Genomic DNA, 20,449 nt, shown 5'->3' on the forward strand with positions numbered 1-20,449 from the left:
TCAATCGTTTTCAGGGACATCGGCACCTCCGTTAAGTACGGCATGATGTAGGCATAACGAACGATTTGCATCGACGCGCGCGACGATTTCCGACATGACCGCGTCGTAAATATCCGGTGACAAAAGCGACTTCGGCCGGCCAAGCCGCGTCTGCAGACGAGACAACGCCGCGACAATCCAAGCAGATCCACCGACAAACGATTGCTCTGCCCTCGCCCTCTGCGCCTGCCACACACCAACGCAAGCAGCCGCGGCCGCGAGCCACGCATAGCGCTGCGCGAGCGCGAAGCTATCGGGGTGAGCACCCGGGCCTGTTTCACTGGGTGCCAATGACGCCGACGCAATACGAAGCTCGTCGCGAGCCGTCGCGAGATCGCGAACAAGGCGTTCGATAGACGTATTCCATTCACCGGTTGACGAAAATGTATCGCATGCATTGGCGAGCGTATCGAGCAACCGGTCCTCACCATGAGCCGCGATAGTCAGCGCATCGAAATCGAACAGCGGCAACGGCACATGCTCGTCGAACAATTCAAGCGCTGCTCCCGCGCGACGCGCGGCACGACGCCCAAGCGCCGGCAATTGTGAAAGCAGCGTGAGCAAGCACGCCGTGCCGCCAGCATGCGCGACGCTCACGATCGGCAAATCGCGCATCATCTTGCCGAAAATGGCATACGGCCCGTCACGCAAATACGCGCGCGCGCCGAGTATGATTGACAGCGTGTTCATGCTTTCGCGCAACAACAACGGCACGAGATATTTGACGGTGGCGGCATAAACAGATGCATGCGCGGGGGCGAGATGCAAACTGCGAGCGGCAGCTCGCACCAAACAATCGGCGCTCAGGAGATCCACCATGACGTCGCTCAGCGCGCTGCGCACATAGGGCAGCTCGATGACCCGCGCACCATACAGCCTGCGCTCGCGTGCAAAGCCGACCACTGCCCGCAGCGCCGTATCCAGCATGCCGATCGCCATGCCCGGCAACACAATTCGCGTGACCTGGAACGAACGCAACGAGATCTCGGCTCCCGAACCGCGTGATGCGACGATTCTCCCGACCGGCACCCGGCACCGCGAAAACCTCAGGCCCGCGAGATGACATGCGCGCACGCCAGCCGTGCGATAACGCGTCAGTATTTCCAGCTCACCTGCATCGATGGCGGATTGAAGTTGCTGTCGATCGAGCAACAGAATCGAATGGCTGCGCCCCCCCGGCCTTTCGTCGGTACGCGCGAACACGACCCACGCGTCCGCGCGATGTGCGTTGTTGATCACCTCTTTGACACCTTCGAGCAAAAGGTTTCCGTCGTGATCCGGGTAAGCCTGGAACGCATTGCGCAAGAAGTCGTTCCCGTGGCCAAGCTCGTGATACGCCACCGACACCTTGCCTCCGCGCAATAGCAGATCGCTTAGTTCACGCTGCTGCTGTGCAGATCCTCCGGCCCAGACGTTGACGGCTGCCACGAACGACGAGACGCCATAGCCAATGCCGAGCGAGGCATCGCGACGAAACACCGGACGCAAGCGCCTCACCATCTCGTCCGCCGTGTCCCACCGTCCGCCCAGACGCCTCGGCACGAACTCGGCGTTCATACCCCAGCGCTCGAGTACGGCCTCCGCCTGCTCGCATAGCGTTCCGCGTTCGTCGGCTTCGAGAACCCGTGCGTAACCGAGCGGATTGGTGGCATCGAATGGATCGCCAAGCATGCGCTCGATATCGGAACCGCCATCGTGCGCGCCATCATTACCCAAGCCTCGCGCCCATGGCGCCGTGATCGGATTGGCGTTCACACTGCTCCTCCGTTGCCTTTCGCGAGCCCGCACGGCAATAGCGAGAACAGTCGATCGTTATCGTACTGATACGACAATGCAAGCCAAAGCGCTTCACCGGCGGCTTCGTCAAAATCGACAGTATGGCCAAGCTCGCGTAGCACACGCTGCAATACAACCCGCAGCCACCGCCCTTCGCGCCATATCGATGCGACCTCGCTGGCATCAACATGATCTGCCATATGCAGCCACAATCCGAGCACGGCGGCTCCCGCGTAGCAAAGCACATAGCGCTTCGCAAGCTCGAACTGCTCGACCGGCACACGCACGCGCACCGGCGCGCTGTCGAGCATCTGCTGATGCACGTCATCTGCGGCTGCCACGAGCCATCGAGTCAAGGCAGTCAGAGAATTCAGTTCCGGCTCGCGCTTGGCGCGCTCATCCATGCTTTCGAGCAATGCGGGCAAAGCGTTGACGACGCCGCATCCATCACGCGCAATCAGACTCAGCGCATTGCGATCAAAGTCGGGCAGCGCCGCAGTCAAATCGAACACGATGGCCGTGCGTGCCGCCTCTGCGCCCCGCCGATACCGTTTCGCGATTGTCTGGAATTCGTTGACGATCGCATTGAGATTGACGAGCGTGTTTCCGTCGAACAACGAAACGATTCGATTATCGCGATAAACCTTTTGAAACATCCCGTCGGCATAGACGCCCACGAGAAATGCACGCGCGCCCATCAAGTCAGCGAGCGTATCGAGCATCGCTTCGGTGCGCGTCGGCACTAGGTATTTGACAACGGCCGAAGTCACGCTCATATCGGCAGGTAACGCCTGAATGCTGCGCGTGCCGACGAGCGCGACTGCTTCGGCGAGCAATTGATCGGCATAAGCGTCGATCAGCGTGCGTCGCGCAAGCGGCAATTCGGCGAGTGTGCGGCCGTACAGGCTGCGCTCACGCGCAAAGCGCACTGCGAGCCGCAGTGCATGGTCGGCGGCGCCGAGCGAGAGCGACGCGCACAACGTTCGCGTGAGCTGCAAACCCTTTAGCACGATTTCGAGGCCGGCGCCGCGCGATCCGATTCGCGCGTCGTTCGAAACCCGCGCATGATCGAATGCGATGCCGCTAATGTCCGCGCCGCGGATTCCGTGCGTGTGTTCTTTAGGTAAATAGCGCAAGCTGCCATCTTCCAGTTCAGCCTTGTCGATCAGCAGCATGTCGAAACCGCGTGGGCCGCCCTCCGGCAACGTGCGTGCGAGCACACTGATCAACTCGCCTCGCGTGGCGTTGTTGATGAGCCATTTCTCACCCGAGATCCGATAGCCACTGCCGGCTTCGGCATGGGCTTCGGCACATGTGTCGTTATGCAGCAGATCGCTGCCATGGTCGCGCTCGGTCAACCCCCATGACACGATTGCGCCGCCGCACACGCGTTCGGCGACTTGCAATGCCTGCTCAGCCGTCGCCCCCACCCAGACGCATACCGCACCGAGAAACGTTTTGCCGTGGCCGATTGCGACGGTCAGATCGCGGCGTGCCAACATCCGGATCAACTGCAGCGGCTGCTCGAAATCGCGCAGCATGCCGCCAAACGCCTCAGGCACGTAATAGCGGGGCAGCCCCCATTGGTCCAGGCTTGCGCAGATGGCGTCGGGAAAGCGTTCCTGTGCGTCCAATGTTGCGCACCGCGCGTAGGAAAAAGCGTTCTGCGGATTGAACGGATCGCCGAGATATTGATCGAATGCGCTTGCCAGCGCGAACGGAGCATAATTCATGCGAGCGCCGTGGATTGAGGCGATGCATGTGCGACCTCGCCGCCTTCGCTCGAAAGCCGTTGCCGAACCTGCACCTGAATATCCTCCTGCAACGCAGGCAGCCGTCTCGTCAGAAAACGCTCACGCATCAAGCCCCGCTGCACCTTGCCGCTCGTCGTCCGCGTCACAGCACCACGCGGCACGAGCACGACGCTCGGAGCCGCAATGTCGAACTCGCGGGCAACAGCCGCCTTGATATGAACAGACAGATCCGCCGTCGATAAGCCCTCCGCTACAAGTGTCTCTTTGATCTCGTGCACAATGACAACGCGCTCGCCGTCCGCCTCGACAGCAAACACGGCGCCCATCCCCGCCCCCAACGCGGGATGCAGCTCGCGGATGAAATGTTCGATATCCTGCGGATACAGATTTCGGCCGTTGACGATCAACAGATCCTTGAGGCGGCCGGTTACGAAAAGTTCGCCATCGAGCACGAAGCCAAGATCGCCGGTGCGCAGGTACGGCCCTTCTCCAGTAGCAGTCTCGGCCCGGAACGTCGCGTCGTTGATATCAGTGTGTCCCCAGTAGCCGTGCGCAACGCTGTCGCCGCGCAACCAAATTTCACCGATTCGGCCGCCCATCAGCACATCACGCGTTTGCGGATCGACGATACGCAGATCGAGATCGACGACGCGGCCGCTGCTGACCACGCGCCGCGCCGGATCGTCGGCCCTTGCGGGTGTCGCCTCGTTACGTTCGAGCGAGCCGGCGTCGATATCGAGCAGCACTGGCGGTGTCGCGACATGATTGACGGTGGCAAGCAACGTGATTTCGGCCATCCCGTAGCAAGGCGCAAACGCGCTCGATGCAAAGCCGACCGCTGCGAAGCGCGCGGAGAATGCTTCGATCGTTCGCGCACGAACAGGCTCGGCACCATTCAGCGCCACTTTCAGCGTCGACAGATCGAGTCCGGCGAGTTGCTCGTCCCGGATGGCTCGCGTGCATAGGTCGTATGCAAAGTTGGGCGCAACCGTGATCGTGGCGGCGTGATGCGTCACGGCCTCCAGCCATCGAACAGGCCGCCTGAGAAACGTGGACGGCGCCATGAACGCGCAATCGCAACCCACATACAAGGGATGCAGCAGCATGCCGATCAGCCCCATGTCATGAAAATGGGGCAGCCATCCGGTCACGACGCTGTCGGTACTACTCGCGACGGCGCGCTGAATCTGTGCTTCGTTATGCAGCAAGTTGCGATGCGTGACGGCGACGCCCTTCGGTTCTCCAGTCGAGCCGGACGTGTACTGCAAAAACGCGATCGACGACAGGCCGATATCCGGCATTTGCCACGCACTTGCACCGGCGTCCTCGACGGTGTCGGTCGCTGCGCAGTGAAACGAAACCTCGATATTCGGATCGTCGAGGCAGCGCGCCAGCCTATTCGCCTGCTCAGCCGATGCGCTCAGCACAAGCCGAATGCCGGCATCACGCATGATGCGTTTCGTTCGTTCGACGCTGCGCGCATCGCCCGGAAACGGAACCGGCACGGCGATCACGCCGGCGTAAAGACACGCGACGAACGCTTGCAGGAACGCCAGCCCTTCCGGATAAGCCAACAATACGGGGCGCGAATTTGCACCGCACGCCGACAGCCATGCCGCGATCGACCGAGCGCGGCGATCCAACTCGTGATAACCGAGCCTTTCCTCTCCAACGGGATCGCCGGGCTTGCCATGCATGAAGACATAGTGCTTTCCGCTTCCACACCTAATCACTTGATTACTAATGTGTTCGGCAAAATTAGACGGCACGCTTTACTCCATCGGTCATTTATACAAACACGGACAAGCAATATCAATATTTGCTGTGACCCTGAATACAAATCAAGCAATTAACCAGCGAACCGGATTGATATATAAGGCAGTGGTAAATGAAGCATTCTGTTTGCAAAAAACACAGAGGTCTCGCGATAAAATTCCAATGCTTGGTTAACGCTCGGCTCACTAGGTTTATTCGCCGAAATCAAAAAAATTTTTTCTGATTTTGTTGCAGCAAAGTTCACGAATAGAGCATATGATCGACTTCGTGTCACTGGTAACACACGCATTGGTTTACATGTAAACAAAACTTGACGAATGCATAAACAAGGTCAATTCGCTCGAATCCAACGCTGTAAATAATCGCTGCGTCAGCTTTCCGAATTCTGCATTCGGGCAGCCGGTGTATCACCTCATTAATGTGAATCGATCAGTTTTATTGGTCGCCATTAAGCCGCAATTTTCATTCGCCTTTCGATATTTGGGTGACCGATAACACGTCGAAAATAGATGCGTCCGTTGTCATACCACCACTCAGATTGCGTGAAAACGGAAAGCTCGATCGACTTGCAAAAGTGAAATGAATCGCATGCTGGGAGATATGTGCGCAGCACCTTCGCCGATGGAGAAAGCCGTATTTATGACCCGTGCAGATCTCGCCTCTACGCTTCCGCGGTTGCTGCCGCGCTTGTTGGCATTTGCGCGCCGCCTTTGCGGCGACACGCACGATGCCGACGATCTGGTGCAGCGCGCCTGTTTGAGAGCCCTCGAACGCTCTCATCAATTACAGCGAGACACCTCGCCGCTGAACTGGATGATGTCGATCGTACATTCGAGTTGGATGAGCGAACTACGCGCGCGGCGCGTGCGCACCCGATCGCAGATCGATTGGAACGACGATTTCATGGACACATTGGAAAGTCCCGCCGCCGTCGATCCTCAAGTACAGGCGATGAATGCTCAAGTCCTCAGGGCAGTCGAATTGCTGCCCGAAACCCTGCGCGGAACCATGATGCTGATTGCAATCGAGGGGTTGAGCTATCAGGAAGCGGCCGGTGAGCTCGACGTTCCGATAGGCACGGTGATGAGCCGGTTATGGCGCGCACGTCGCTCAATCGGCGCGCAATTCGAGATGAGCGACTGCTGATCCAACCGACTCGGCATTCGGTTCGATTTAGCTCGGTTTAGCATGGAAATTCCGACGCCGTACCTTTCGGTCGATTTACGTTGACCATTTTCATTTCTTGCATACGTCGCTGCGGGACAAGAGCGAGTGAATTTCCCTGCCCCATGCTTCGGGACTTCGCCGACCTGAAACATCTACGGTGTCGCGTAAATTTTAGCTTTGGTATTCCACAAATTGATCGATGCTTATGAGCTAGATGAAGCAGGATCATTGCCGGTCTGCATAAGCCCTTGATTTCGCCTAGCATGGTTCGGTCATATGTCCCTTCCGTTCTTCATCTCCACTCGTCGACGAAACAGCTGCGATCTGCCTGAACGCAAACGGCGCGATCAATTCGCGTCGAGTGCGGCCATTCGTCACGATACTTCGGATTACTGATTCGTGCGGCCGTATCAGCATGCACGCGGATCGAATCGATTCGTTGCCGGTATGTCAGCATGCCGTCGATTTGCGCATCGCCGAAGTAATAGCGATCGGTCGAACCAATTTCAACGAACGTGTTGTTGCGGCGCCACCGCAAAATTTCGGTGTCCTCGATGAAGTGCCAGCCGAAGCGGCGTGTACGCCTGACGCATCATCGAACGGCAATCACGCTGGAAGCGATACATGTCGTGGAGCCGCGCGCAAAAGCGTTCGTTTATGCGCATAACCGGCCTTCGTGAATATCACCAAGGCAGCTATTTCACGGCGAACATGTTCGTTGAGCGTGTCTATGGTGGCAGCATCGAATACAAGGAGGCCGACCAAAGGTCCATCGCGCGGTCAGCCGTGCTCGAGCCCCATCGGCAAAAACAAAAAACCCGCAAAGCCAGTGACTATGCGGGTTTCAGCATGCTGCAGCAAACATCTCCTTCGGAACGGATCACCAGAAACTGGTGGTGGGTGCTGAGAGGCTCGAACTCCCGACCTACGCCTTGTAAGGGCGCCGCTCTACCAACTGAGCTAAGCACCCGCTCCGAATCGCCACTTTTTCAACTAGCGCATAGCGCTCTCAAGCAGCAAGCGTGAGATTCTAACTGATCTTTTTATAGATTGCCAGCACGAAACAAGAAAAAACCCACGGTCTTGCAACCGTGGGCTGATTACGACTCACAACGGACATGTGCCCATCAACCGCTCAATGCTTGACGAACTCCGCCGATGCAGCATCCTGCGCCGCGGGTTCAGCAGCGACGGGCGCCGCCTTCGGTTCTTCGTCCTGCAACGGATCAGGCAAACGCTCGAGCGCCAGTTCGAGTACCTTGTCGATCCAGCGGACCGGCACGATCTCGATCGCGTTTTTCACGTTGTCCGGAATCTCCGCGAGATCCTTGACGTTCTCTTCCGGAATCAGCACGAGCTTGATGCCGCCACGATGCGCGGCAAGCAGTTTCTCCTTCAGCCCGCCGATCGGCAACACCTCGCCGCGCAACGTGATCTCGCCCGTCATCGCGACGTCGGCGCGCACCGGGATGCCCGTCAGCACGGACACGAGCGCGGTCGTCATCGCACCACCGGCGGACGGACCGTCCTTCGGCGTCGCACCTTCCGGCACGTGGATATGGATATCCTGCTTTTCGAACGCCTCATCCTTGATGCCGAGCCGGCGCGAGCGCGAGCGCACGACCGAACGAGCCGCTTCGACCGACTCCTTCATCACGTCGCCCAGCGAACCGGTACGAATCACGTTGCCCTTGCCAGGCATCACAGCCGCTTCGATCGTCAGCAGATCGCCACCGACCTCGGTCCACGCAAGCCCCGTCACCTGGCCTACCTGGTTCTCCTTCGCGGCCAAGCCGAAGTCGTACTTGCGCACGCCGAGGAACGTGTCGAGGTTCTCGCCATCGACCTTGATCGCGCCCTGCGCCTTCTTCAGCAGCAGCATCTTCACGACCTTGCGGCAGATCTTCGATACTTCGCGCTCGAGCGAACGCACCCCCGCCTCCCGCGTGTAATAGCGGATGATGTCGCGGATCGCCTGCTCGGTGACCTCGATCTCGCCGTCCTTCAGGCCGTTGTTCTTCTTCTGCTTCGGCAGCAGATAACGTTGCGCGATGCTGACCTTCTCGTCCTCCGTGTAGCCGGACAGCCGAATCACTTCCATCCGGTCGAGAAGCGGAGGCGGAATGTTCAGCGAGTTCGACGTCGCGACGAACATCACGTCCGACAGATCGAAGTCGACTTCGACGTAGTGATCGGCAAACGTGTGGTTCTGCTCCGGGTCGAGCACTTCGAGCAACGCCGACGACGGATCGCCGCGGAAATCCATCCCCATCTTGTCGACTTCGTCGAGCAGGAAAAGCGGATTGCGCACGCCGACCTTCGACAGGCTTTGCAGGATCTTGCCCGGCATCGAGCCGATATAAGTCCGGCGGTGGCCACGGATCTCGGCCTCGTCACGCACGCCGCCAAGCGCCATCCGGACGAACTTGCGGTTCGTCGCGCGCGCGATCGACTGGCCGAGCGACGTCTTGCCGACGCCCGGAGGTCCGACGAGGCACAGGATCGGCGCCTTCACCTTATCGACGCGCTGCTGCACCGCGAGATACTCGAGGATCCGTTCCTTCACCTTCTCAAGGCCGTAATGATCTTCGTCGAGCACCTTCTCGGCATTCGCGAGATCGTTGTTGACCTTGCTCTTCTTGCGCCACGGCAGCCCGATCAGCGTGTCGATGTAGTTACGCACGACGGTCGCCTCGGCCGACATCGGCGACATCAGCTTGAGCTTCTTGAGTTCGGCGTCGGCCTTCTTCTTCGCTTCCTTCGGCATCCGCGCGGCGTTGATGCGCTTCTCGAGTTCCTCGAGATCCGCGCCTTCCTCGCCTTCGCCGAGTTCCTTCTGAATCGCCTTGACCTGCTCGTTCAGGTAGTACTCGCGCTGGCTCTTTTCCATCTGCCGCTTCACGCGCCCGCGAATGCGCTTTTCGACCTGCAGGATGTCGATCTCGGCCTCGAGCTGCGCGAGCAGATGTTCGAGCCGCTCGACGACCGGGAACATCTCGAGGATGTGCTGCTTCTGGTCGAGCTTGAGCGGCAGATGCGCGGCGATCGTGTCCGCGAGCCGGCCCGCTTCGTCGATGCCCGACAGCGAGGTCAGGATTTCCGGCGGAATCTTCTTGTTCAGTTTGACGTACTGATCGAACTGCGACACGATCGCGCGGCGCAGTGCTTCCGTCTCGGCGCTATCGGCGTGATCGGGCTCGAGCGGCAGGACTTCGCACGAGAATTGCGTTTCCTGCTCCTCGATCGACAGCGCCTGCGCCCGCTGCAGCCCCTCGACCAGCACCTTCACGGTGCCGTCGGGCAGCTTCAGCATCTGCAAGATATTCGCGATACAGCCGACGTCGTACATGTCCTTTTCGGTCGGCTCATCTTTCGCGGCGGTCTTCTGGGCGACGAGCATGATATGCTTGCCGCCCTCCATGGCCACCTCGAGCGCCTTGATCGACTTCGGCCGGCCGACGAAAAGCGGGATCACCATATGCGGAAAAACGACGACGTCCCGCAGCGGCAGCAGCGGGAGCGTGGTGCGTTCCGACGGGAGAAGTTGGGTGCCTGACATTTCATTCCCCATGAATGGAATCGATTGTTCGGTAAGTAAGGCCGGCACTACGGAATGCAAGCCTTCAGCGCGTGGGAAATTTCAGTTAAAAAAAGTCACCGTCCGGTGCTGCGTCAGAGTTACCCACAAGATAAACGAAAAAAAGCCGTTCACTACACGATGAACGGCTTTTTTGCTCATATTTAAAAGAATTACAGCCGATCAGTTCGAACCCGCCACTTTCGGCGTGTCCTCATAGATCAATAACGGTTTGCCATCGCCGTCGATGACATTGTCGTCGATGATCACCTTGCTGACCCCTTTAAGAGTCGGCAACTCGTACATCACGTCGAGCAACGCCTGTTCGATGATCGAGCGCAACCCGCGCGCGCCCGTCTTGCGGCGAATCGCCTTGCGCGCGACTGCTTGCAACGCGTCCGGGCGAATTTCGAGCTCGACCCGCTCCATCGCGAACAGCTTTTGATACTGCTTGACGAGCGCATTCTTCGGCTCGACCAGAATCTTCATCAGCGCGGCTTCATCGAGCTTGCCGAGCGTCGCGACGACGGGCAGACGGCCGATCAACTCGGGGATCAACCCGAATTTGATCAAGTCTTCCGGCTCGACCTCGCGCAGCACCTCGCCCGCGTCCCGCTCCTGCTTACTCTTCACGGTCGCGCCGAAACCGATGCCGGTCTTCTCGGTGCGATCGGTGATCACCTTCTCGAGGCCATCGAACGCGCCGCCGCAAATGAACAGGATGTTCGTCGTGTCAACCTGGATGAAATCCTGATTCGGATGCTTGCGGCCGCCTTGCGGAGGCACCGACGCCATCGTACCCTCGACGAGCTTGAGCAGCGCCTGCTGGACGCCCTCGCCCGACACGTCGCGCGTAATCGACGGGTTATCGGATTTGCGGCTGATCTTGTCGATTTCATCGATGTAGACGATGCCGCGCTGCGCCTTGTCGACCTCGTAATTGCAGTTCTGCAGCAGCTTCTGGATGATGTTCTCGACATCCTCGCCGACATAGCCGGCTTCCGTCAGCGTCGTCGCATCTGCGATCACGAACGGCACATTGAGCAACCGCGCGAGCGTTTGCGCGAGCAGCGTCTTGCCGGAGCCAGTCGGGCCGATCAGCAGGATGTTGCTCTTCGACAGCTCGACGTCGTCCTTCTTGTCGAGGTGCTTGAGCCGCTTGTAGTGGTTATAAACGGCGACGGCCAGGATCTTCTTCGCGCGCTCCTGCCCGATCACGTATTGATCGAGGATATCGCGAATCTCCTGCGGGCTCGGCAAGTCGGACTTGGACAGGCTGGCTTCGACCCCCGCCGCGGCCGCTTCGTCGCGGATGATTTCGTTGCACAAGTCGATGCATTCATCACAGATGAATACCGACGGCCCCGCGATGAGTTTCTTTACCTCATGCTGGCTTTTTCCGCAAAACGAGCAATACAACAGCTTTTCGCTGTTCGAACCTTTTTTGTCCGCCATGAATGTAGAGCCTCCGGACACGTGAATTACATGATACGCCGTTTGCCCCGACAGCCGCGCGTGGCTGCCCCCGGGAAACGGCCGCGATATTCTTTTGCCGCGGACGCTCGGGGCACATAACGGGCACCGCCTATTAGGGCGGCACCCTACTAACACTGCTTACGGACGCTTCGTCGACACGTGATCGATCAGGCCGTAAGCCTTCGCATCTTCGCTCGACATGAAGTTATCACGATCCGTATCGCGCGCGATGCGCTCGACATCCTGGCCGGTATGCTGCGCCAGCAAATGATTCAGGCGCTCCTTCAGATACAGGATCTCGCGTGCCTGAATTTCGATGTCCGACGCCTGGCCGCGCGCGCCGCCGAGCGGCTGGTGAATCATCACGCGCGCATTCGGCAGCGCATAACGCTTGCCCTTCGCGCCCGATGCCAGCAAAAACGCGCCCATGCTGGCCGCGAGGCCCATGCAGAGCGTCGATACATCCGGCTTGATGAACTGCATCGTGTCGTAGATCGCCATTCCCGCCGACACCGAACCGCCCGGGCTATTGATATAGAGGCTGATGTCTTTGTCGGGGTTCTCGCTTTCGAGGAACAGCAGCTGCGCGACGACCAGATTCGCCGTCTGATCGTTGACCTCGCCGACCATGAACACGATGCGCTCCTTCAGGAGCCGCGAATAGATGTCATACGAGCGCTCGCCGCGGCCGCTCGTCTCGACGACGATCGGCACGAGCCCGAGCGCCTGCGCGTCGAGATCCCGCGAGGCCTGCGAAGCCAACGTGTCCACCAATTGAGCGCGATTAATCATTCGATGAGCCTTGTCCGAGAATGAATGTTTATGCAGCGGAAACAAGCCGGGAAACGCCGCGCGCTAACCGCGCCAATATAAAAACGGCGTGCGGGCCGTCGCTCCGACAGCCCGCACGCCGCTAGCGCGACACTTACGCCTGCGCCGTTGCGCTTGCCAGTGCTTCGAAGCTTACTTCCTTGTCCGTCACCTTCGCCTTGCTGAGCACGAAATCGACGACGTTGCTTTCAACGACGAACGCTTCCATCTCGGCGAGACGCTGCTGATTCGAATAATACCAGCGGACCACTTCCTTCGGGTCTTCGTAGCTCTTCGCGAATTCGTCCACTTCCGCACGAATCTGCTCGGGCTTCGCTTCGAGGTTGTTGGCCTTCACGAGCTCGGCGAGCACGAGGCCCAGCTTCACGCGGCGCTCGGCTTGCTCGGCGAACATCTCGGCCGGAATCGGCGCGTCCTTCGCATTCGGCACGCCGCGCTGCACGAGATCCTGGCGCGCCATCTCGACGAGGCGTTGCTGATCCTGCTCGACGAGCGCCTTCGGCACGTCCAGCTCGGAAATCTTCAACAGCGCGTCCATCACCTGGTTCTTCACGATCGACTGCGTGCGGCGTTTCGCCTCGCGCTCGAGGTTTTCCTTGATCTCGGTGCGCATCTTCGTCAGATCGCCGTCCTCGATGCCGAGCGACTTCGCGAAATCGGCGTCGATCTCGGGCAGGTGCGGCCATTCGACCTTCTTCATCGTGACCGTGAACTGCGCGGTCTTACCGGCCACATCCTTGCCGTGATAATCATCCGGGAACTTCAGATCGAATGCGCGCGACTCGCCGACCTTCAGGCCGAGCGCCGCGGTTTCGAATTCGGGCAGCATCCGGCCTTCGCCGAGCACGAACACGAAATCCTCTGCCGTGCCGCCCTGGAACGCGACGTCATCGATCTTGCCGACGAAATCGACCGTCACGCGGTCGCCGTTCTGCGCGGCCGTGTCCGCACCGCCGTCGCCGTGCTCGCCGCTTTCGCCGCGCGCATGGAAATGCACGCGTTGCTTGCGCAGGATGTCGAGCGTGCGGTCGATCTCGGCGTCGCCGATCGTCGTCGTCGAGCGCTCGACTTCAGCCGTCGCCAGATCGCCGATCTTCACCTCCGGGTAAACCTCGAACGTCGCGTCGAACGCGTAAGCGTCGGCGGCTTCGCCCTCTTTCGGTGCAAAACTCGGCTGGCCGGCCACCCGCAGGTTCTCCGAGCGGCTGATCGTGAAGAATTCCTGACCGATCTTGTCGCTCAGCACTTCCGCCTCGACTTGGCCTGCATATTGCTGCGCGACCATCTTGAGCGGCACCTTGCCCGGGCGGAAGCCCGGCATGCGCACGTTCTTCGCGAGTTTCTGGATGCGGGCGTCGATCTCCTTCTGCACGACTTCCTTCGGCAGGGAAATCGTCACGCGGCGTTCGAGCTTGCCGAGGTTTTCAACAACGTTAGCCATGGCTTCAATCGTCCTAAAATTATTCGAGCGAATCTGTTTTCCTTGCCGTGCCAGCCTGGCGGCGCAAGCGCTCACACCCCGCTTGCACAACTCGTTGACCCACTCGTTGCGCCACGATCGGCGGCTTGATGCACGGCTTTGGCCGGAAGAATCGATCATTCTAGCAAACTATTTCCTCCGCACCGCGAGTTCCGGCCGTGGCGCGCCGCAACATCGCGCGCCACGCGCCCCGACGCGCGACGACGATCTGCGACATACGCCGGGCGGTATCCGGTAAGCTCCCGTTTCGGTTCCGTCGCGGGCCGCACCCGGCGCTGCCTGACGGCCGCCACCCCGCCGCCGACTATCCGGCGGGCGCTCCCGACGACATTCCCTCATCAAAACGATCCGGAGACACCATGCCGCAGCACTCGTTCGCGCCCGTCGTCGTCATTGCGCCCGACTCGTTCAAGGGGTCGTTATCCGCCAAGCAGGTCGCGAACGCGATCGCCGCCGGCATCGCGCGCGCCAGGCCCGATGCCGTCTTACACACGCGGCCGATGGCCGACGGTGGCGAAGGCACGCTCGACGCGCTCGTCGCGCACGGCGGCAAGCGCCGGATGTTGCGCGTGCCGGGCGCAGCGCTCACGCCGCGCGACGCGGCGATCGGGCTGATCGATGCGCGCACGGCGATCATCGAGACCGCGGAAATCGTCGGCATCACCGACCCCGACGGGATGCGCGTACCGGTGGCCGCGCGCAGCACACGCGGCCTGGGCGATGCGATCCGTGCGCTCGTTGACGAAGGCGTGCGCACTCTCTACGTCGCGCTCGGCGGCAGCAGCACCAACGATGCCGGCGCAGGTCTGCTCGCCGGCCTGGGGTTGCGCGCGTTCGATGCGCAAGGCCGCGAACTCGAGCCGACGCCCGAGCGGCTCGCGCAGATCGCGCGCGTCGACGTATCGGGGATCGATGCGCGGCTCGACGACATCACGCTCGTCGCGATGTCCGACGTCGATAATCCGTTGACGGGCGAACACGGCGCGACGGCCGTGTTCGGTCCGCAAAAGGGCGTGACGCCCGATCAAGTCGCCCCGCTCGACGCGGCGCTCGGCCATTTCGCGTCGCTCGTCGAGGCGGCGTTCGGCGAGCGGCGCGCCGCGGCGGCCGGCAGCCGCGTGCGCGATCTGCCCGGCACCGGCGCTGCGGGCGGGCTCGGCTTCGCGCTCGCGATGCTCGGCGCGCGCTTCGAGCCGGGCGCGGAGATCGTCGCGCGACAAATCGGACTCGATGCGGCGCTCGAGGGCGCGAACTGGCTGATCACCGGCGAAGGCCGCTCCGATGCGCAGACGTTACGCGGCAAAGCGCCGTTCGTCGCGTGCGGGCACGCGCGCGCCGCAGGCGTGCCGGCCACGCTGCTGTCAGGCGCGGTCGATCCGGACGCGCTTGTTGCGCTGTCCGAGCATTTCGACGGCTGCTTTTCGCCCGCACCGGGCCCGATAACGCTCGACGTTGCACTGCGCGATGCCGCGCGCCTGCTCGAGCAGGCGGCCGAGCAGCTCACGCGGCTGCGCTACGGGCGCCCGTGAGGCCACGCGCAAACTTCGCCAGACCGCGCGATGCGAAAGTCTCACCGTTGACCGCGCATCGCGATGCAGCAACAATCGACCCTGCCCATTCATTCAGGACTCCAATATGGCAGGCGGCAAAACCGGGCTTGACCAGTTCGTGACCGACCGGATGCACGTGCTGAATAAGCTGTCCGATCGCGGCATCGGCGCGATCTATCAAACGAGGCTCGGCATATCGCTGCCTGAGGCGCGCGCCATTGCATCGGTCGGCGCGTTCGGGCCATGCTCGGTCATGGAACTCGCGCGGCGCGCGAACCTCGACAAAAGTCAGGCGAGCCGCACGGCCGAAACGTTGATCGGGCGCGGGCTCGTCAAGCGCGGCGCAAGCGACGCCGACGCCCGCGTAGTGCTGATCGCGCTGACGCCGGCCGGCGCCGCGCTGAACCGCAAGATCACGGCGCTCGCGCGCAAATGGAACGACGGGTTGCTCGATTGCCTGAACGACAGCGAAAAACTTGCGTTCAGCCGCGCGCTCGACAAGCTCATCGCCAGCGCGCGAGATCGAGCGCAGTGAGCCGTCGGCGCACGCAGCCGATGATTCGCGCAAGCGGAAGGCGCCAGGCGACGGCATGAGCGACGGCTTGCCGCTCGCCGCCCGGAGCGGGTTGCGTTCGCCGCCAGCCATGCGCAGCGATCACGTCGAATCCGCGTATCGAATGTTACCCGATCGACCATGCCACACGCGCAATGCGCATCACCCGCTCGGGTCGCGCTTCGCACCGTCCTCGTCCCGGTCGAGCACGCTCAGCGCGCCGGAGATCTGGCTCTTGTCGTGCATCCCGAGCTTGCGATACGCGCAGCGCAAATAGTGGCGCACGGTGGCCGGCGCGATCTCCATCTGCCGCGCCACTTCCTTATGCGAGCGCCCTTGGCCGTAATAGCGGATCGCTGCAAGCTCGCGCGGACTGAGCCGGTCGAGCAGCGAACGCGGCCGCGCTTCCAATTGAAACAGGCCGGCGACGGGCACGCACCGCACCGTCAATGCATCCGCCGAATACGGCTGCGACGGGCGGCGGCGCAAGTGATCGACGAGCGCGGGCGGCAGACGCGAGCCGCTCCAGTCCCGCCACTCGGCCTTCAGCAGCGCATCAAAACCCGCATCCGCATGATGCAGCACGCCGAAGTTGTCGCAGATCGCACGCACCGTCGACGCGGCCGCCTCGTTGCGCAAGCGGCTTAATTGCGCGGCGCGGTTGATCGTCAATGCGGCGGCCAGATGCGGAATCACGTTTTCGTAGCGTCGCATGTCGCCGGCCGTAAATGGACGATTCAATGCGTGACGGTAGATCGACAGAAATGTCGTGAGTCCGAAACGACGGTCGAGCGTGCACACGCACATGAGCTGCGCGAGCCCGTATTTGACACACCAGCCGCGAAACCGGCCATCGAGCCCCGGATCGACGACCGACAGCGCGACTGCCCGGCCGTATGCCCCATGCAGCGTGCGTCGCGCGAGCGGATCGCAATCGCGCACGCGCTTCCAATCGATGAAGAATTCGCGGGGCAGCCGGTATAGATAGCTGTTGTGCATCACCGGGCCGCTCGGCGTGTGATTCGCCACGCCCGTCCAACCGGCGTCGAACGGCAGATAGCGCGACAGCAGCCGAAAGAAACCGCATTCGAACTCGCCAATCGCTGCGCCGCCCGCCATCGCATACAGATCGAGTAAAAACAGGCTCAGTTCGCGCGACGGCGCGCCGTCGTCATCGAAATCGCGCCGGCGCGGCGCGCGCGGCGGCCATGCGGTTTCGTCGAGCACGATCGCGGCGGGCACGTCATGCAGCACGTCGAGGCTTCGCTTGATCCCGGCTCCGCTGTCAGCGTCGTCGGCCTTGCCAGTTCTACTCCCACTATTCCCAGCCCTGATCGCCACCACTGACCGCTCCCTCGCCCGCTCGTACAGCCGGCGTCGCGAACTCCGTCGATAAGCGCCCCATTATAGCGGCCGTCTTTTTTTGACGGCCGCGCGCGCACGAACGCGCGCCGGCCCAGTGCATTTGAACGGGGCCCAGATTCCGCGCTGCCGCACGCGAGACAACAGCCATGTGTTCATGCACGTGCATGGCGGCAAGCGAAACGCGCCGGCGCGCAACCCAGGGTTTTCCACAACGTTCATCTGGACGGCTTTGCAACGGCATGCGCACTGCCGACACTGCGGATGAACGCGCTGCATGCGCCGCCGGTTTCGCGTCGAATCGTGTCATCGAATGCCGATCATGAAAACATTTCCGCAAGATCCTTCGTTATCCTCTTCACCGCTGCCCACCGGTACGCAAGCGTTCACGCATGGCACGCTCGCCGCGCTCGTCGCGTTCGCGGCGATCACGCCGCTGCAACTGCTTGTCGCGCCTGCCGTCGCCGGCCAGCTCGGCACGCAACTCGGGCTCACGGCGTCGCAGATCGGTGCGTATTTCTTCATCGAGCTTGGTGCGTTCAGCGCCGCGACGCTACCGTCGTACCTGTGGCTCGGCAGGATCGATGCGCGCCGTGTCGCATGGTGGGCGTGCGCCATTTTCTGCGTCGGCAATCTCGCCACCGCCGTGCTGATGCCCGGCTTCGTGCCGTTGCTCGCGCTGCGCGCGGCAACTGCACTTGGCGGCGGCACGCTGATGGTGCTGTGCATGACGAGCGCCGCGATGAGCGAGCACAGCGAACGCGTCTACGGATTATGGGTCGTCGGTCAATTGATTGCGGGGGCGGCCGGGCTCTTTGTGCTACCGCATCTGTTCAACGCAGTCGGGCTGCGCGCGCTGTATGGGGTGCTCGCCGCGCTGACGCTATGCGCCGCGCCGCTGGCCGGCCACTTTCCCGCCACGCCCCGCGCGCGCCGGCCGCGCGCCCGGACGGCAGGCCCGCATGCGGCACGCGCACTGGCCGCGCTCGCTGTCGCCGGCATCCTGACGTTCTATCTCGCGATCGGCGGCGTTTGGACCTTCGCGAGCCGGGCCGCGGCCGCAGCCGGCTTCGATGCGTCGGCAACCGGCAATGTGCTTGCGATTGCGAGCCTGACCGGCATTGCAGGCGCAGCGCTCGCGTCCGGTCTCGGCGGCCGCGCGTCACGGCGTGCAATGCTGTACGCAGGCTACGGAATACTCGCTGTGTCGCTCGCGCTGCTCGCCGCGGCGCCCGGCCCGGCCGGCTACGTCGCGGCGATCTTCGGTTTCAAATTCTCGTGGACGTTCGTCCTACCGTTCATGCTCGCGAGCGTCGCCGCTGTCGACGCGTCGGGCCGCCTGATCGCCACGCTCAATCTCGTGATTGGCTGCGGACTCGCCGCCGGACCGCTGATCGCGGGCCTAATGCTCGATGGCGGCGGCACGCTGCGCGCGCTGTTCGCGCTCGCCGCCGGCGTGTCGATCGTATCGCTCGCGACGCTGCTGCGCGTCGAGCGCGATGCGCGCTGACGCCGCACGCCCCGTCCATTCATCGTCGCTCGAACTGACCGCTATGAAAAAAACCGCCTTCTTCACCGATGAACGTACCTTCTGGCACACGGGCGGCGCACACGCGCTGTTCTTTCCGGTGGGTGGCTGGGTGCAGCCGCCGTCGAGCGCCGGTTATGCAGAATCGCCCGACTCGAAGCGCCGTTTGCTGTCGCTCGTGCATGCATGCGGCCTTGCCGCGCAAATCGACATGCTGAGCGCGCCAGCCGCGACCGAAGCCGATCTGCGGCGTATCCACCCGGTGCACTATCTGGACGCGTTCAAGCGCGCGAGCAACGCGAACGGCGGCGATCTCGGCGAGCTGGCGCCGTTCGGCAAAGGCAGCTACGAGATTGCCGCCCTCTCGGCGGGCCTCGCCCTCGCCGCCGTCGACGCCGTGCTGACCGGGCGCGCGGCGAACGCGTTCTCGCTGTCGCGTCCGCCCGGCCATCATTGCCTGCCCGACAAGCCGATGGGCTTTTGCCTGCTCGCGAACATCCCGATTGCGCTCGAGGCCGCGCGCGCGAAACACCAGATCGAGCGCGTGGCCGTGATCGATTGGGACGTGCACCACGGCAACGGCACTCAGACGATCTACTACGGCGATCCGCACACGCTGACGATCTCATTGCATCAGGACCGCTGTTTTCCGCCCGGCTACAGCGGCGCCGACGAACGCGGCACCGGCGCGGGCATCGGCGCGAACCTGAACGTCCCGCTTCTCGCCGGCGCGGGCGACGACGCTTACCGCTACGCGTTCGAGCGAATCGTCGTGCCGGCGCTCGATGCGTTTCGGCCTGAACTCATCGTCGTCGCAAGCGGGCTCGACGCGAACGCGGTCGACCCGCTCGCGCGGATGCAATTGCACAGCGACAGCTATCGGTTCATGACGCGCTCGCTGCTGGATGCGGCCGGCCGGCATTGCGACGGGCGGCTCGCGATCGTTCATGAAGGCGGTTATTCGGAGGCCTACGTTCCGTTTTGCGGACTGGCGATAATCGAAACGTTGTCGGGCATTCGCACTGAAGTCGTCGACCCGATGCTCGACCTCGCGACCGCCCAGCAGCCGGGCGAACGCTTCAATGCGTTCCAGCGGCAGCTCATCGACGAACTGGCGCAGAGCTTCGGTTATTGAATCGACACGCGCCCACGGCGCGGCGGCACGGCCCCACCTGCCGGCGCGCGGGCGACCCCGTACCGAGCGCGCGGAAAGAAGCGCGGCCGCGCCTTCGCCGGTTCCTGCGCCGCGCAAAACGAAGGGCAACGTTGCAATCGGAACAAAACCACCGACCATGACCGGCTTCGAGTGGGATCGTCCTGCGCGCCGGTCAGGCAATCAGGGCGACCCCGCCGCTCCGGTTCAGCGCGATTCTTCGTCCGCGCGTCGTTCCCGGAGCGCTGCCCCGCAGCCCGTGCGCAAACGTCACCGCCCCGGCACGATACGCTCGCGCCGCGGGCACGGGACTTCATCCCGTGCGGCTTTACAAATGGAAATCGCACGCCGGACATGCAGGCGCCAGCGCTGAGATTCAGGGACCGTTGCGGCGCGATCTAGGGCAGCGTGATCGGCCGCCTGCACG

The 20,449-nt window shown here is 62.1% G+C and carries 13 protein-coding genes and 1 tRNA gene; 5 read left to right on the forward strand and 9 right to left on the reverse strand.

What is annotated here, in order from left to right; all coding sequences use genetic code 11:
• Genes BSIN_RS02160 through BSIN_RS02170 form a run of 3 tightly spaced genes read right to left on the reverse strand, consistent with a single transcriptional unit; the run spans window position 1 to window position 5,299 of the window.
• Window positions 1-1,794 carry an acyl-CoA dehydrogenase family protein gene (locus tag BSIN_RS02160; RefSeq protein WP_256583532.1) on the reverse strand — a complete coding sequence of 598 codons (1,794 nt, stop codon included), beginning with the start codon at window positions 1,792-1,794 and terminating at the stop codon, window positions 1-3.
• Window positions 1,791-3,548, reverse strand: a complete 1,758-nt coding sequence (locus tag BSIN_RS02165) for an acyl-CoA dehydrogenase family protein (RefSeq protein ID WP_089339373.1) — start codon at window positions 3,546-3,548, stop codon at window positions 1,791-1,793. Before BSIN_RS02165 ends, BSIN_RS02160 begins: the two co-directional genes overlap by 4 nt.
• Window positions 3,545-5,299, reverse strand: coding sequence for a fatty acyl-AMP ligase (locus BSIN_RS02170; RefSeq protein WP_173678609.1), 1,755 nt, complete (start codon window positions 5,297-5,299; stop codon window positions 3,545-3,547). Before BSIN_RS02170 ends, BSIN_RS02165 begins: the two co-directional genes overlap by 4 nt.
• 685 nt (window positions 5,300-5,984) lie before the next feature.
• Between BSIN_RS02170 and BSIN_RS02175 the strand changes: the two genes are divergently transcribed.
• The gene (locus tag BSIN_RS02175) at window positions 5,985-6,491 is read left to right on the forward strand and encodes a sigma-70 family RNA polymerase sigma factor (RefSeq protein ID WP_059573351.1); all 507 of its coding nucleotides are present in this window, start codon (window positions 5,985-5,987) and stop codon (window positions 6,489-6,491) included.
• 915 nt (window positions 6,492-7,406) lie between these two features.
• Here the strand turns inward: BSIN_RS02175 and BSIN_RS02185 are convergent.
• From BSIN_RS02185 to tig, 5 genes are all read right to left on the reverse strand, one after another.
• Window positions 7,407-7,482 (reverse strand) — tRNA-Val (locus BSIN_RS02185).
• A gap of 165 nt (window positions 7,483-7,647) precedes the next feature.
• Window positions 7,648-10,071, reverse strand: a complete 2,424-nt coding sequence (lon, locus tag BSIN_RS02190; RefSeq protein WP_059513407.1) for an endopeptidase La — start codon at window positions 10,069-10,071, stop codon at window positions 7,648-7,650.
• A 201-nt stretch (window positions 10,072-10,272) separates the two neighbouring features.
• Window positions 10,273-11,544, reverse strand: a complete 1,272-nt coding sequence (gene clpX / locus BSIN_RS02195; RefSeq protein ID WP_059513409.1) for an ATP-dependent Clp protease ATP-binding subunit ClpX — start codon at window positions 11,542-11,544, stop codon at window positions 10,273-10,275.
• A 159-nt stretch (window positions 11,545-11,703) separates the two neighbouring features.
• Entirely contained in the window at window positions 11,704-12,357 is a 654-nt protein-coding gene (gene clpP, locus BSIN_RS02200; protein ID WP_059573326.1) for an ATP-dependent Clp endopeptidase proteolytic subunit ClpP, read from the reverse strand.
• A 133-nt stretch (window positions 12,358-12,490) separates the two neighbouring features.
• Entirely contained in the window at window positions 12,491-13,837 is a 1,347-nt protein-coding gene (tig, locus tag BSIN_RS02205; RefSeq protein ID WP_059513421.1) for a trigger factor, read from the reverse strand.
• A gap of 398 nt (window positions 13,838-14,235) precedes the next feature.
• Between tig and BSIN_RS02210 the strand changes: the two genes are divergently transcribed.
• Together BSIN_RS02210 and BSIN_RS02215 are read left to right on the forward strand one after the other, a co-directional pair.
• A complete protein-coding gene (locus tag BSIN_RS02210; protein ID WP_089339376.1) occupies window positions 14,236-15,405 on the forward strand; it encodes a glycerate kinase in 1,170 nt (389 codons plus the stop codon).
• Between the two features lie 106 nt (window positions 15,406-15,511).
• Window positions 15,512-15,961 carry a MarR family winged helix-turn-helix transcriptional regulator gene (locus BSIN_RS02215; RefSeq protein WP_069234238.1) on the forward strand — a complete coding sequence of 150 codons (450 nt, stop codon included), beginning with the start codon at window positions 15,512-15,514 and terminating at the stop codon, window positions 15,959-15,961.
• 180 nt (window positions 15,962-16,141) lie between these two features.
• Here the strand turns inward: BSIN_RS02215 and BSIN_RS02220 are convergent, their stop codons facing one another.
• Complete coding sequence (locus BSIN_RS02220) at window positions 16,142-17,251, reverse strand: helix-turn-helix transcriptional regulator (RefSeq protein WP_069235201.1); 1,110 nt, start codon at window positions 17,249-17,251, stop codon at window positions 16,142-16,144.
• A gap of 412 nt (window positions 17,252-17,663) precedes the next feature.
• Here BSIN_RS02220 and BSIN_RS02225 point away from each other — a divergent pair, with 412 nt between their 5' ends.
• Both BSIN_RS02225 and BSIN_RS02230 read left to right on the forward strand, forming a co-directional pair.
• Window positions 17,664-18,851: an MFS transporter gene (locus BSIN_RS02225; protein WP_089339423.1), complete on the forward strand. Its 1,188-nt coding sequence runs from the start codon at window positions 17,664-17,666 to the stop codon at window positions 18,849-18,851.
• 43 nt (window positions 18,852-18,894) lie between these two features.
• Complete coding sequence (locus tag BSIN_RS02230; RefSeq protein WP_089339424.1) at window positions 18,895-20,004, forward strand: class II histone deacetylase; 1,110 nt, start codon at window positions 18,895-18,897, stop codon at window positions 20,002-20,004.
• Window positions 20,005-20,449: the final 445 nt, after the last annotated feature.

Source organism: Burkholderia singularis, assembly GCF_900176645.1.
Classification (GTDB): domain Bacteria; phylum Pseudomonadota; class Gammaproteobacteria; order Burkholderiales; family Burkholderiaceae; genus Burkholderia; species Burkholderia singularis.